This is a genomic window from Bacillus sp. 2175, from assembly GCF_057812155.1.
This window is the reverse complement of sequence record NZ_CM173819.1, coordinates 2,468,814-2,483,643: the sequence shown is the minus strand read 5'-3', so window position 1 is coordinate 2,483,643 and position 14,830 is coordinate 2,468,814. Positions and strand designations below refer to the sequence as shown.

Annotated in this window: 11 protein-coding genes; 1 reads left to right on the top strand and 10 read right to left on the bottom strand. The window is 33.4% G+C overall.

The window, feature by feature from the left end; all coding sequences use genetic code 11:
• Positions 1 to 12: 12 nt before the first annotated feature.
• Complete coding sequence (locus ACXKY9_RS12965; protein WP_001005108.1) at positions 13 to 1,392, top strand: catalase; 1,380 nt, start codon at positions 13 to 15, stop codon at positions 1,390 to 1,392.
• Positions 1,393 to 1,611: 219 nt separating this feature from the next.
• Here the strand turns inward: ACXKY9_RS12965 and colA are convergent, their stop codons facing one another.
• The 10 genes from colA to ACXKY9_RS12915 form a co-directional block, all read right to left on the bottom strand.
• Positions 1,612 to 4,248: a collagenase ColA gene (colA, locus tag ACXKY9_RS12960; protein WP_176887167.1), complete on the bottom strand. Its 2,637-nt coding sequence runs from the start codon at positions 4,246 to 4,248 to the stop codon at positions 1,612 to 1,614.
• A gap of 500 nt (positions 4,249 to 4,748) precedes the next feature.
• Positions 4,749 to 5,261, bottom strand: a complete 513-nt coding sequence (locus ACXKY9_RS12955) for a hypothetical protein (protein WP_000719376.1) — start codon at positions 5,259 to 5,261, stop codon at positions 4,749 to 4,751.
• 113 nt (positions 5,262 to 5,374) lie between these two features.
• Positions 5,375 to 7,129, bottom strand: coding sequence for an adenine deaminase (locus ACXKY9_RS12950; protein ID WP_000504436.1), 1,755 nt, complete (start codon positions 7,127 to 7,129; stop codon positions 5,375 to 5,377).
• Positions 7,130 to 7,427: 298 nt separating this feature from the next.
• On the bottom strand, positions 7,428 to 8,594 hold the full coding sequence (locus ACXKY9_RS12945) for a serine hydrolase domain-containing protein (RefSeq protein WP_000710662.1): 1,167 nt from the start codon (positions 8,592 to 8,594) through the stop codon (positions 7,428 to 7,430).
• A 230-nt stretch (positions 8,595 to 8,824) separates the two neighbouring features.
• Positions 8,825 to 9,331 (bottom strand): DUF3902 family protein, encoded by a 507-nt coding sequence (locus tag ACXKY9_RS12940; RefSeq protein WP_000805742.1) that lies wholly within the window; start codon positions 9,329 to 9,331, stop codon positions 8,825 to 8,827.
• A gap of 257 nt (positions 9,332 to 9,588) precedes the next feature.
• Complete coding sequence (locus tag ACXKY9_RS12935) at positions 9,589 to 10,317, bottom strand: hypothetical protein (protein ID WP_001284445.1); 729 nt, start codon at positions 10,315 to 10,317, stop codon at positions 9,589 to 9,591.
• A 15-nt stretch (positions 10,318 to 10,332) separates the two neighbouring features.
• A complete protein-coding gene (locus tag ACXKY9_RS12930; protein WP_001075950.1) occupies positions 10,333 to 11,442 on the bottom strand; it encodes a DUF58 domain-containing protein in 1,110 nt (369 codons plus the stop codon).
• Positions 11,439 to 12,371: an AAA family ATPase gene (locus tag ACXKY9_RS12925; protein ID WP_000105677.1), complete on the bottom strand. Its 933-nt coding sequence runs from the start codon at positions 12,369 to 12,371 to the stop codon at positions 11,439 to 11,441. The genes ACXKY9_RS12930 and ACXKY9_RS12925 overlap by 4 nt, the downstream gene beginning before the upstream one ends.
• Positions 12,372 to 12,672: 301 nt before the next feature.
• Positions 12,673 to 13,920: a PoNi-like cognate immunity protein gene (locus ACXKY9_RS12920; protein ID WP_001205872.1), complete on the bottom strand. Its 1,248-nt coding sequence runs from the start codon at positions 13,918 to 13,920 to the stop codon at positions 12,673 to 12,675.
• Between the two features lie 187 nt (positions 13,921 to 14,107).
• The gene (locus ACXKY9_RS12915) at positions 14,108 to 14,824 is read right to left on the bottom strand and encodes a PoNe immunity protein domain-containing protein (protein WP_001204725.1); all 717 of its coding nucleotides are present in this window, start codon (positions 14,822 to 14,824) and stop codon (positions 14,108 to 14,110) included.
• Between the last annotated feature and the right edge of the window lie 6 nt (positions 14,825 to 14,830).

The following is a 14,830-nucleotide window of genomic DNA, read 5'->3' as shown; positions in this document are numbered from 1 at the left end:
GAGGCTATATCGATGAATGAAAACTATGATAAACAGGGGCAATCTTTACTAGGGAATGACTTTAATGAAGATAGAGAACGTAATGAACAAGCTACACTCCACTCACAAACAGTTGGTTCACGTGGACCTGTTCTAGAGCAAGATAGTGTACTTCACGAGACGTTACAAGAATTTATTCATGAAAAAATTTTAGAAAGACCTGTTCATGTAAAAGGATTTGGTGCGTTCGGTTATTTTCAAACGATATATTCGATGTCTGAACATACTAAATTAAGTTTTTTACAAAATTCTAATGAGAAAGTTCCTGTTATGGTGCGATTTTCGTTAGCTGTTAGTACGAAAGGAACACCGGATACTGCTAGAAATGTACGCGGTTTTTCTACAAAATTTTATACAAAAGAAGGCATTTTTGACCTTTTATGTAATCACATTCCTGTTTTTTCTGTCCGTGATCCGATGCGTTTCCCTGAAACGATTCAAGCATTATTGCCTTCACCTAAAAATAACTTAATAGACCCTAATAGATTTTGGAGTTTTGTCGCTAAAGCACCTGAATCTATTCATTTTGTTGTCCGTTTATACTCTAATAATGGTACGGCCAAAAGTCTTCGCCACATTCCAGGACATAGTGTTAATACATATGTATGGAGAAATGCGGAAGGTAATCGAAAGTATGTAAAGTATCATTGGTACCCGTTTGAAGGTGTACAGTACATTACTAGTAAAGAAGCAATTAAACTAGCTGCCGAAAATCCTGATTATAGCGGGAAAGATTTATATGATGCTATTGAAAATGGTAAACCAGTGGAGTATGGTTTATACGTCCAGCTCATGGATCCGAAAGATGAAGCGCACCTTTCTTATGATCCTTTAGATGACACAAAAGTATGGGATGAACAAACGTATCCTCTCATACCAGTCGGGAAAATGGTATTAAATAAAAATCCTGAAAATTTTATGGAACAAGTAGAAAAAGTCGCATTCTCCCCTTCTAATTTACTGGATGGTGCAGAACTATCAGATGATAAAATGCTGCAAGGGCGCGCTAACATTTACAGTGATTCACAAAGAAGAAGAATTGGTCCCGAATTTCGTAAATTAACGATTAACCAGCAGCAAGATTGGACACCTGCTAATCAAATTACAACCGGTGAAGGAAGGTACGTTGAAGGTAAACTTGAAAGAACTTCTATAACGAAACAGGATAACTTTACGCAGGCTAGTGAATTTTATACGAAGTTACAGCCAATAGAAAAAGAACATCTCGCTGAAAACTTAGCTAGTGATTTGAAAGTTATATCCGATGATATTAGGAAGATCGTTTTGGGGTATTTCAATCGAGTATCCACTGATTTGAAAACAAACATTGAGACAAAAATGAAAGAGCATTAAGAAGATTAAAACATGCTTTACGAATGAGAATTCAAATCTATATTAATTATTTTCTTATCAAAATCCAATGAGATTATTTAATTTAAAAATGTAAAGCCAATATATCCCTGTTCTATAATTAGAACAGGGATATATTGAAGTAGTTTAATGTTTAACATTAAACTACTTTATTTCGCTACAAAATGCGATAAGTAGCCTTTCAAAACAAACTATAGTAAACTATTTTACTTGTACCGTATAATTCCCTGTTCCACCACCATACTTATATACACTTAAGTAATATTTCCCTGGCTTTGCATTATAATTTCCAAGCAATTTGTTTCCATCACGTTTTGTTGCATAAGCTACATAATTATTTAGATCTGATTCAGAATATAATACCCAGTTCAATCCAAGATTTTGTTCGTTCGTAACCGAAATTTGTAAATCTTTTTGATCCTTTACATCAATAACAAATTTATCCCCCTGATCTTGATCGCTCAAGGTTCCTCTTAACAAAATATTCAAAGATAGTGGGTTTGCTGTTTCAAATGAATTATTTGGTTCTTTTTCTACAGCCGTACCTTCTTCCGTATTCACTCCGCTAAACACAACATCATATTCAAATTGCCCAGCATTATTTACACGGTAATTTACAAAATAAGCAGTCAATGTTTTATATCCAGTCCACTCTTTTCCTGAAAGGCGTTTCAACATATCATTTGTTGCTTCATTCATCACTTTCCAGTCCTCAACTTCTCCTTTAGCCGCACTTCCTGTATATGTCCCCTGTAGTGTAAATGTATTAAAGAATTGTGATTTATTCTTTGTTACTTTCACATCTTTTAGTTTCGCTTCATTCGTAATATCTGAAGTAACGTCCGAAAGCGATTTTGGATCATGCTGAGTTAAATACTCATCTGATACTTGTGGAATTGTATACTTATCACGATTATCAATAAGCATTTGCATATAAGATTGATATTCTTCATTTAACTTATTATCTTTGCTTAATGTAGCACGGTATTCATCGTAACTTGAAACATCATTTGCGCGAATTAAATCATGTACTTTATCGAACATTTCTGGGCGCTTATTATACATATATGATTGTAGTGCAAACGAATAATTATAAAAATCCCACGTTCCATATTTCGCATTTAATGTTTGTGATGCTGTATAACGTTTTGTAGGATCATTAGATAACCCACCAATTATACTTTTTCGTGGTACTACACTATCTAATCGCGTTGCACCTGCAAAGAACTCTGCATTCCCTTCTTCAAACCATGTTAAACGTTCATTTTGATACATTTCCCCTTGGCCCCATAATCCCTGAACTTCGTACCTTCCCTGTAAGTAGTGCGTAAATTCATGGCGGAACAATTCTTCCAGACTATAAATACTTTGCTCTGGTGTACGTTCATATGTAAAGAAAGTCCCTGTCCCTTCAATATAAATCCCACCATTATTCGTTTCATATCCGTACAGTTGACGATTAAATTGATACTCATCTGGGCTATTATAAATAACCATCGTTAACACATCATCAGCATGTCCACTTTCAAGTGGTTTACCGCTACCAACTGTACGATAAAATTGAGAACGCACTTCTTTTGCCGCCCAGTATAGACGTTTAATTTTCTCTTCGCTAACTTTATCCCCAGCTTTAAAGACAATTGCACCATCATCAAACGTATACGTTTTCGGTAAATATTTCTTTTTACCCTCTTCTCGAATTTGATCTAAATTTACAGTTTTTCCATTCGCATCTATTCCTCCATAATTTGTAGTAATTTGTTCTGCCGCAACAAAGTATTGCTCTCCTAAATATGGATAAATTCGCATTGCATCTGTAGCAACTTGTTGTCCTTTTGTCGGCGTGCTATGAAGCTTGCCCAATCGGCCAGCATAGTAAATTCCATTATTAATTAACCATCCGTTTTTATTTGTTACTGTACCAAGTAGTGCAAAACGATTTATTTCATTAATAAAGTTATCGATATTTCGATACCACATCGTATCTTTTGGCTCTTTTCCAGTCGTGTACATATCCGTCTGAATATCAAAGTCAATTCCCTTCATCAACTCATATATAGCGTCTCCTTTTGTTCGGTCTTCAATGAAAGTTGCAAGATTATCGTTATATTGTTTAAAAATTTCACCTGCATATAAAACCGTTTCAACATCTGCTGATGCATTTCCAATTAATTTTCCATATGATGCAATTACTTTATTTTGTTCTGATGTACCAAGTTTGAAATTTGGATTTTTTGCAATTGTTTTTAAAGCTGGTAAACATTTATCATGGTAGCTACGCTCATTTAGTTTGCTTAATTCATCATGGTAAAAACCTAAATAAAATGCTGCACGTAGAGCTTCTACTAATGTTTCAATTCCTTTTGAATCATCTTTCGTATAAGTTTGTCCTTGTTCTGCTAGTTTATTAATAATTGCTTGCATTCGACTATCATCTTGATAGAATTTAAGACTATCACTATTAAACTGAAATAATTCCGGAATTTGATACCATTTAATTGTCACAAGAAGATCAGTTAATTGTTTGTTATTTAATTGATTTAACTCAGCCATTGAATACTTTTTTTCTTCAGCTAACGGTTTAATATTATCGGTTGGTGCTAGTGGACGCTGCGATAAATCCGCTAATTTTAATCGTTTTGTAAAAGATGCATTTTCTTGTACTTTTGAAGGGTGCGCCAATTCATCAACAGATTTCTGTATTCCTACCGGCTCCATTTGTAATACGTTCTTCACATTTTTCTCTTTTGTCTCTGCTTGAATTTGCAAACCATTACATGTTATCGTCACTAGTCCCACACCAAGAATCCACTTAGAAATTTTCGAATATTTAACCATACCATTGCCCCCTAACAATTTAAAAGAAAATTCAGAATTTTAAAACCAAAAAACCACTTATTTGTATGTATTTACAGTTCCGCCATAAATACAAATATGATTAATAATGCAATAGTAGCTTGTTTTATACTATTACGAGTACAGATTCCTTACATACAATCTCCCTTCCTTACATGTAATACAAGCAAAAACTGTGCCAATTATATTTCTTATGAATAGCCAACATTTTTTATAAATACTGTAGAATAAAATATACATAGGTGATTCGGCAATGTATAAATCATTTGACACAAAATCTAATGTTTATGAAGAACAAATTCATTGAATGCTATAAGCTCATTAGCCAGTAAATAAATTTCAACTAACAACATCCCAATTTTTAAATCTCTCAAACAAAGGTAAACAAACATATTCCATAAAGCTAATATGTTCGTTTACCTTTGTTATTTCATATCAACAGCAAAATATCGTTGAATAAAATAGCATGAATAAGTATTTTGTTATTCATTTCTCTTTTTCATATAATCTTTTTCACATTGCAACGGCTTGAATTTCACTTTTTTCCCTTTCTTCTTTTTCGTTTTTATAACGAGCCATTCCCCTTTTTCAACGTCTAGTTTTAGGCTTTTCATTACATTGATATTATCTTGTTCTTTATAAAGTAAAAATGCTTCTTGCGCCCTCACAAATAGGCTGGGCTGTTCGCTAAATCTACCACTGTCATAAATTTTAGTTAGCGAATTATAATAAGAATCATTTTCCTTTCCACCATACATCAAATGGGCAGCCTCCAAATCTCTTTTACTTACTTCCCAAAAACTATGTTCATCAATATTTAAATTAAATGTGGATTTAATGTCCTGTATTATATTCTTCACATACTTTTCATCTCTAACTTTTCTTTCTTCGAGACAATCCGAAGATAACTCTGGTGCATCTGATTGGGAATGTACAACGTGTTGTATCGATACACACAGAATAAATACGCTTAAAATGTAAAATATTTTTTTCATATTTACATATCACCTCAAATGATTTAGATACTATATCATTTGAGGCTTACAATATTCTTATGCTAATAATAAGAAAGATCCTATAAAATAAAATTTTTATAGGATCTTTCCTTTTAATATTGCTTTATCAAATTCACGGGCGGGGCAACTACCTTACTACTTTTCACATCATATAATCCTATAGGTGTTACTCGTATAAAAGGCAAGTGCGTCGCAGAAAAGAATAAAATTGTAAATGCTGGATCATCATACGCGTAGCCACGCTCTTGTAGTAATTTCACCATCTGTTTCTCTTCCTGTATTAATTCTCTCATTTTTAAATTAGACATAATCCCGAGCAATGGTAATGCTATTTCGTGTAACACTTCATTGTTTTCTACTATGACCATTCCACCACCGAGCTCTTTTACTCTACGAAAAGCTGTTAGCATATCTTCTTTTCTTTTTCCGATAAGAATGATGTCACCTGTACCAGAATAAGAGCTAGCAAGCCCACCTAGTTTTTTCGCAAAACCTTTCACAGCTGTATTCACTTGCCAACTGCCATCACGGGCAATCATCATAAGGAAACATTCATCATGATCTGTGGACAATTCATCACAGTCTATATTGATTTCACTAGTGTATGGTTTTGTAATAACGTTATTTAATAAGTGTATCCCCGTTTTATTAGAGAAAATCATATCCTCTTTTTCTATTGACCAATCTAATGATAATGGAGTTACTTTATGTTTACTCCAGTCTATATGTAATGCCTCATGTGTATTTACACCGTCACGCTTCACCCATTTCCCCTTTGCAAGGACACTAATTGGTACTGGGTTTTCTTTACTTTCTAAAATATTGATATTAGCAATTCTACCTGTCGCAATCGAACCATGTACATGTTCCATATTATAATAACGAGCAATATTATAACTTGCCATATCGTATGCATCTATTACTGGCACTCCTTGTTTTATCGCGGTAGAAATCATAACGTTTGTCATTCCATTCTCATAAAACGAAGGATGTGAGCCGTCTGTTGTAAAAAAGAATCTATCAAACTGCTTTACGCCTAGTTCCAACAATTCTTTCAGTAAAACTTCTAAATCTGGGCGGATTGAAGAATTTCTTAGGGAAACAGTGTAACCTTGCATAAGACGAGTGAAAGCTTCCTGCCCTGTCATCGCTTCATGATCACAATCTGTACCTAACAGTTTTAACTTCGCTAAAGTCGTTTCAGATGCACCTGGAAAATGTCCTTCTACTTTCTTCTGCAATCGCTTCGTTTCCTGCATCCAAGTTAACATTTCATCATCGCCATGTAATAGTTTTGGCCACGCTGTTAGTTCGCCGCCTTGAAGAACTGCTTTATGCTTAAGCCATTCTATTATTTCTTCACGATTAAATAAAGTTTCCCCGTTTTGCAATTCAGTTTGTCCATCAAAACGACACCACCAATACATACTTGCTGGAATCTTTTCAAATTCATCTAATAAACGAAATGCTTCTTCACGTTGTAATGTGAAAAATAAAGTTAAATTATCATTAATAAAAGTTGTTGTCCCAAACTGCATCGCATGATTCGCTAAAGTTTCAGGATTATATAATTGATACGGATGTGCATGAGGTTCTATGTAACTTGGAACTACATACTTTCCATCACAATCAATGACTTCACATTCATGCAGTTGCACTGGCAGCTTTTCCCCTACATAAACAATCCGGTCATCATAGATCCAAATATTTGCTTGCATCCACTCGCGCATATAGGAATTTAAATAAGTTGCGTTCTTACATAAAATGTGCGGACTTCTTTTACCATCTATTACTTCAACATGTTCTCGTAATTGTGTGTTACTCCATCTAAACTGATTTTCTCCCAATGAATTTCACTCCAAATCAATTTACTTTTATTTATTAAAATAAAAACAATTAACAAACTAAAGTATTCTCCATTCATAACTCCCCTGTATATCCCCTATACCTTTCATTATATGGAATGATTGCAAAAATAACAATTTTCAAAATTCAAAACACACCTCTTTGATTCTCAATAAAAAAGGATGTCGTGTAACCGACATCCTTTTTTACCACCAGACTATAAGTTTGAATTACACTTGATGCCATACTATGAATACTAATACTGCCCTTAAAACAGGATCCCATTTACATTCTTTTCATTTATTTCTTAAATTCAATTTGCATCATTTTATTAAACTGTGTAAGAATACCAGCCGCACCTAAAGAGTTAACATTGACAGCAAATGTATGCTTGCCTCCAATTACTCCGCCAGCAAAAGTCATAAACCCAGGAATTGCTCCTCCGTGACCCCAAACTGAAACACCGTTTGGAAGTTTCGTCTCATAGATCCCAAGGCCATATCCATCACCAAGATCTTTTCCTTCTATTGGAACTGTAGTAAGCATTTCTTTTAGCTCGCGTTCTTTCAATAACTTACCACCGAGCAAAGATGAAAAGAACTTATTTAAATCGTCCGCATCTGAAATCATATCTCCCGCTGAATTAGCTAAACTCGGATTATAATACGTCATGTCTTTCAATTCACTTGTTTCGTCAATTTTCATATACCCTCGAGCATGATTCTTTCCTGGGATGACTGGTGAATTACCTGGTAAAAACGTATTTAACAAGTCCAAAGGTTCAATAATTCGCTTTTCAATTTCTTCCGCATAACTATTACCAGTTATTTTTTCAATAAGCATTCCTAGTATTACGTATCCCGTGTTTGAATACGACCAACCTTTACCTGGCGAAAAATCTGGAGGTAGAGCAAGCCCTATTTCCACTATTTCTTCTGCTGTATACGTTTTTTTCGAATTCATAATGTCAGCGTCTTTTGACTTTAAATATTCAGCTATACCACTTGTATGGTTCAAAAGTTGACGTATCGTAATTTGATTGCCATCATATCCATTTCCTTGAATGAGGCCAGGTAGCCACTTTTCAATAGAATCGTCAAGTTGTACACGATTTTCTCCTACTAATTGAAGAACAGTCGTAGCAGTAAAAGTCTTCGTCACACTTCCAATCCGAAAACGATAATCCGATTTCATTGGTTTCTTACTATTTAAATCCGCGACGCCTGCAGTATAACTACTAATCTTTCCATTGTTTGATGCCCTCGCTAATACCCCTGGTGTTCCAAGCTGTACTGTTTCCTGCATTATTTGTTTCCAACTATTCCGATTCTTTTGATCCTGTGCTTGTGACGGACTAGAAATATTTTGAGTAGACTCTGCTTTCACATTAAAACCTGGTGCGAAAAGAGTAGTACCCGCTATTAAAACTGCAAAACTTCCTAACTTTATTGAAGTACATTTTTTCATAAGGTTCTCTCCTCTATCCATATCGTATTGATTCAAGCTACACTTTCATCTTATATAATAAATCTCTCTTTTTTCTTATCCATTCCTTACGAAATACTTACTTTCAAAATTAGACGCCCAGATGAGAAAAAGTAATGTATGAAAATAAAAAAAGAACGTGTTTTCAATTTATCAAAACACGTTCTCTTACATACTTAAAACCCTATATCAACTTTTTAGTTCATTCACTTTTACCATCCTGCACTAGCGTTCATGCCATTCCCGATAAGAGTAAGTAGTAATGGCCACAGCACTGGGGCTAACGTAAGAAATAGATTAAACAGTATAAGTATTCTATATCTCCCAGGAATATTATAATTTTTACGATTAACAAATAATACAAAAACTAATAATATTATGGTCGTTACAAATAAAAGTAACACTAACAACCAATACCAAACCATTAAACTAAGACTCCATGGCTGTAATAGCTCGTGTACAATACCAAATGTGATTCCCAATACTGCAAAACTAAAGGTAGTAATTGTTGCTTTGATAAACAATTCACTTAATTTTTTATCGTATGTATACTTACAATATAAATCTATTAACGTGTATAAAGATAAAAAGGCCATTAATACACCTACCCAAGACAATAACCAATCTCCGTCTCCTCTAACTAACATAAATAGGAACCAACACATCCCTGCTGCAGAAAAAATAAAGGAAAGGAGTATGTTTTTCAATACCGGTTTCATTCTATTTTCACACCCTCACAAAAATTTAAATATAAATTATATTTTTTATTTACATGATACCCGTAATGGATTCATCACTTTTTCATTCTATATTGATGAAGTGAAGATAACCTCAAAAAAAATTCAACGAGCAATACTTTACTAAGGCTACCTTTTTACATTGGTAGAGATATAAAAAAGTAAGTATACATTACCATGTAATTAAATATAAGTAAATGAAATTAATTTACAGTTAATTTCATTTACTTATATTAATGTCACGCCTTCCCGTCTCGCTCTATCCATCGTACAGTCTTCTCTACATCTAACTCCGTATACGTCTTTTCTCCATATCGGACAGACTCATATATCGGAATAATATCTTGCGTTCTACAAATTCTGCTTAACCATTGTTGCATCGTTTCATATGACCTTCTCTGTTCATGAAACGGTAATGTTCTTTCCCATTCCACTAACGTTTGCCTTATCTTATCTTTAAGTAACGGCTGTTCAAACTGATGCTTCACTTTCTTGTTCTTTTCGGTTCTATCCATATTTTCTTTTGTTATCGATTGTTTATCCTGTTCTATTTCTAATTTCGTTACCTTTCTCCTCGTTAATTTATAAAAAGCATAGAGAATGACCACTGCAATAATTACATAAAAAACGACACTAATCCATGCATTTGAAAGAACAGAAAACACATCAGTCCATGAATTTTTTCGTACAAAAAGTGGAATTTTCCTATCTATTTTTGTTCTTGTATCTACAACTCCTGTTTCTTCATCTATAATTCTTTCAGGTTCATCAAACTGTTCATCTAAACTAGTAAAATCATAATTTCTTTCCGATATTGTCTCCGTCTTACTAGAAAAAAGCCCTTTTACTATGTCTTGTACATGCACAACACCTTGTGATAACGTTATCGCACTAACCGTAAAGAAAAGTATCATGAAAACTCTAATACTCCAAACCTTCACCTTCATATGTCGCTCTTTATTAGCCATAACATAAACCCCTTCTTATTCTTTAATTACGACCCATTTATTCGTTCTACTGTATTTCTTTGGGGAAGTACCAAGAATTAAAGGAACTGCATCCAATTCTTTTCGCCGAAAGCCTGCTGTGTAAAAATAAGTAGACGATACAGGAGTATCTTGGTCCGATATTGAGGCAAGTACTTTTAATACATTTTGCAAATGTTTTCGGTTATGACCGTTCTTTATATGTAGCAAACCGTTATCTTTTACGCTATTGATCCATACTTCAAATGAACAGTTTTGCATAAGCAGTTGTTTACATATGCCTGCCGTTAATTCAATGAGTTCCTCTGTATCATTTCGCAAAGAAATACCGCTTTTATTTTGCAAGTTGAGATATATCGCATATTTATCTGATTGTGTTCGCTCGTACTTTTTCGCGGTTATCGTCCCTGTTTTCGCTGTTGCACTCCAGTGGATAGAACGAAAATCTTCATTTTCATACGACTTCACTCCCATTACTTTCGTTTCATCATATAAGGGGGATGACATCGCTTTTCGAAACCCTCGTGACCATTCTTGCAATTCAGGAACTTGCATTTTCGGAACAGCTGGTAAAACTAAATAAGACGGCGTTCCAACTTGTTTATACGTTATATGGTTCGTTATGAATCCAAAGGGATCCGTAATGACAATTTCAACTTCTTCCCATTTCGCGATGCCTCTTTTTAACGCTACAGCTTGCAAATCAAATGAAACTGACTCCCTTCCTTTTAAATTAAAATTCATATAATAATTTGAACCTGTACTATAATTTTTGTTTATTTCATCATGATTCCAAGTTAGCTTATTTTCACATTTAAATCGAAATACGATATTAAGAATAGGAAATATCGACTTGTTTGAAATTTTCATTTTGCACATATTCGTTTCACCTATAAAAACATTCGAACTCCCTTGACTGTATTCCCATTCAACACGAGATACTTTACGTATATATACATGCATAGCACCTATTAAAATTACATATAAAAATACGAGAGATAAAAACAGTAGATTGCTTGAAAATACACTTAAAATAACGGCTACAACTGACATAACCCCCATTACGAAAGGCTCCGCTAAAGGTGTATACACAAGCTGTTGATTCATCGTACATTCTCCACTAGCACACTAATCGTATGAAGAATTTCTTTCATAATTTGTTCTTTCGTCGTTTTCATCTCTCCCTCAATCGTTAACGTTAAACGATGAGCACAAACGGATGCAGCGAGCGTCTTAATATCATCTGGCGTACAGTAATCTCTTTCATTTAATATTGCCCGTGCTTGAATTGCTCTCATAAATGCCAACGTTCCCCGAGGGCTTACACCAATTTCAATTAACTCATGGTTACGAGTTGCTTCAATAATTTCAAGGAGATAATCTTGCACATCATTCCCTACTAACACTTCTCTTGCACGCTTTTGCACTGTAATAATTTCTTCAGTTGAAATAATGGAATGTAACGTTTCTAACGGATCATTTGTTTGGAAACGATTCATCATCTCCTTTTCTGCTTCTCTTGTAGGATAGCCTTGGCGTATAGTAAGTAAAAATCGATCTAACTGAGCATCAGGTAAAGGAAATGTACCGGCGGATTCAAGAGGATTTTGCGTTGCAATTACTAAAAAGGGTTCTGGTAATGAATGTGTCTGTTTCGCAATCGTAACAGTACGTTCTTCCATCACTTCCAGTAACGAAGATTGCGTTCTCGGTACAGCACGATTTATTTCGTCTACTACTACTATATTTGCAAAAATAGGACCCAACCTCGTTTTAAATTCGGATTCCTTCACATCAAAATATTCAAGACCAATAACATCTCCCGGCAAAGTATCCGCTGTAAATTGTATTCTTTGAAATTTAGCGTCCACACTTTTAGCCAAGCTTTTCGCTAACGTTGTTTTTCCTGTTCCAGGTACATCTTCTAATAAAATATGCCCCCTTGCTATTAGAGCAATGGCTGCTAGTTCTATCGATTCGTTTTTTCCTATAATAACTTTCGAAATATTGTTAGTAATTTTCTTTAATGTACTCATATAGTAATCTACCACCTTTCAATTATCTAAAAATTAAGAATATATTTTTTCCAAATTATAACATGTATTTCAAAGATGAAATAGAGTGAAAATGAATCTTTTATTTTTTCTTCATTGCACGCAAAAAAGCACCTATTGTCGTATATTGACAATGAGGTGCTTAACTCAATCCAACACCCTTCTTTCCCTCTAATTTTTAGTAACGATACATCCTTTTTTCTGCCACGCATGCATTGTTTTCAATTAACTAGTAAAATGCATTCTAATATTACATATAATAAAAAACATTTCGATTTGTTCGTTATAGAACTTCCTCTACATCGACACTCTCTATCTTTACTTCATACATATTTGGGATACTTGCTTCTTTTGGTACCCATGCATAATAATTTTGATCATTTTCTAATATAAATTGAACTAACTTTGTTTCTGAAACATTCCAGAAATTTTTAAGATTATCAATGTAGTCTTCTAAATCTTCTTTATAGTCCAGTTGTAATATATAATCTCTTACCGTCAGGGCAAACACAATTAAACTTCCTAATAGATTTTTTTGTTCATTTTCTTCTTCATACTCTTGTGGTAAGAACCACACTTGACCTATTCCTATCGTTTTTTTGTATTTTTCATAAAAACTACTATCATCCATATTCTCATAGTCATGTATTAATTCATTGACCAATGAATGCCATTTTGGCGGAATAATATTTTCCAATGCAGGATTATGTTCAATTCCTTCTACTATATCCTCGATTTCTTCTGTCTCATCTTCATAGTGATATTCACTTAGGTCTATATGCTTGAATTTCATTTCATTTTTATAATGTGCCAAATCATATGGATAATGATTATTATCTTTTAAACTTGTATCATCAAGTCCGAGTATCTTTACTATTGCAGCTGTCTCAAAGCTCCAATACCCTACATATCCAGGTTCTTTATGCGCATTTTTCCATTCATAATCATAATGGCCTTTAAACCATTCTTTCTCCATGTACGTTTGTAATCTTTTAGATGCTTCTTTTTTATCTGCTTGTGCAAGTTCTATAATCTCTCTCGTTTTTGCATATGGATTTTCTTTAAAATAAACATTCGTCATTTTTGTGTATCCAATATCACTAGCGCATAAGAGGAAATCGATTACTGCATCGTTCATATTTTCTTTCTCAACTAGCTTAGCTAAACTTACAAGATTCTTTTTCTCCGTCTCTAATAAAATCCCTAGAGATATCATCCAAATTAGATTTAAATATCCAACTTCATTTTCCCCTATATGCCTCAAATCAATAAGAGCGTTGTCAAAATCTCCTTCTATTGTATGGATAGCTTCTCCTAGGGAATATTTTGCAATAATATCCTCTAACTCATAATTAAAGCTTGATAAGTAGGTTCCTTCTATAATACTATTATTATCCTTAGAATATCTTTGAATTCCCTTTTTCTCACCTTCTTCTAAACTTTTAATATCCTCTTTATTTTCTTGAATAAACTCTTTATTATATTCAATTCCTTCTCTACATTTTTCTTCTATAATTAAATAATCTCTCATTCTATTTGATTCCTCCTATAGATATTATGATTATTTAGATAAAAAAAACAGTGATAATTCCTAATTAGTTCTGCATCAATCTTACTTCTAGCTCACTAGATCCCTTACCAACATTACCCTTATAGATACTTTAACACAAACTAAAAAATCCACAGTGTAAAAAGTTGAACACTGTGGATTCTTACATTTATTTTCCTTGATAATGCACCATATCATAAGGGTAGTATAAAGTATTTTTTAAACTTGAATCATCTAATTTTAAAATCTTTACGATTGCTCCGCTTTCGTAACTCCAATAACCATTGTAGATATCATTTTTATTTTCATGTGAGTCATACCAGCCTGTATCACTATGCCCCTTATACCATTTCCCCTCTAAATATTCTTTCAATTCCTTTACTGATTCTTCTTTATTCTTTGCATTGATCACATGATAAATTGATTTATATGGGTCTACAAAGATAAATTCTGTGGTATTCCCTTCCCAATTTTCATCTTTATAACTAAATAAAAAATCAATCAAATAATCATTCAATTTCTCTTTTTCTACCAACTTTTCTAATTCAATTATATAATCTTTTGAAACATCAAGCATTATCCCAATAGAAAGAACCCACAATAAATCTACATATCTATATTTGCCACTCCACCCCTTTTTCATCGCCTCAATTATTTCGGGGTAAAAATCTCTTAGTACTTCCATAGGTCTTCCCATTGAATATAAACAATTAAATTTATCAATACAAATTGATTCAATATATCCATAAGCTCTTTTAATACTACCTAAATCATTTGATCTTTCATTTTTTACTTTTATTGCTAATTCTTTATATTTTTCTATTCTATTATTCTGTCTATTTAAATAATCCTCGAAATAATCTTCATTTTTTAAAATATCTCTCATTTCATT

Excerpts from the sequence above, each read along its gene's own strand:
- ACXKY9_RS12935 (WP_001284445.1), bottom strand. The coding sequence starts at position 10,317 with ATGGCTAATAAAGAGCGACATATGAAGGTGAAGGTTTGGAGTATTAGA.
- ACXKY9_RS12930 (WP_001075950.1), bottom strand. The coding sequence starts at position 11,442 with ATGAATCAACAGCTTGTGTATACACCTTTAGCGGAGCCTTTCGTAATG.
- ACXKY9_RS12955 (WP_000719376.1), bottom strand. The coding sequence starts at position 5,261 with ATGAAAAAAATATTTTACATTTTAAGCGTATTTATTCTGTGTGTATCG.
- ACXKY9_RS12940 (WP_000805742.1), bottom strand. The coding sequence starts at position 9,331 with ATGAAACCGGTATTGAAAAACATACTCCTTTCCTTTATTTTTTCTGCA.
- ACXKY9_RS12915 (WP_001204725.1), bottom strand. The coding sequence starts at position 14,824 with ATGAGAGATATTTTAAAAAATGAAGATTATTTCGAGGATTATTTAAAT.
- ACXKY9_RS12925 (WP_000105677.1), bottom strand. The coding sequence starts at position 12,371 with ATGAGTACATTAAAGAAAATTACTAACAATATTTCGAAAGTTATTATA.
- ACXKY9_RS12945 (WP_000710662.1), bottom strand. The coding sequence starts at position 8,594 with ATGAAAAAATGTACTTCAATAAAGTTAGGAAGTTTTGCAGTTTTAATA.
- ACXKY9_RS12965 (WP_001005108.1), top strand. The coding sequence starts at position 13 with ATGAATGAAAACTATGATAAACAGGGGCAATCTTTACTAGGGAATGAC.
- ACXKY9_RS12920 (WP_001205872.1), bottom strand. The coding sequence starts at position 13,920 with ATGAGAGATTATTTAATTATAGAAGAAAAATGTAGAGAAGGAATTGAA.
- colA (WP_176887167.1), bottom strand. The coding sequence starts at position 4,248 with ATGGTTAAATATTCGAAAATTTCTAAGTGGATTCTTGGTGTGGGACTA.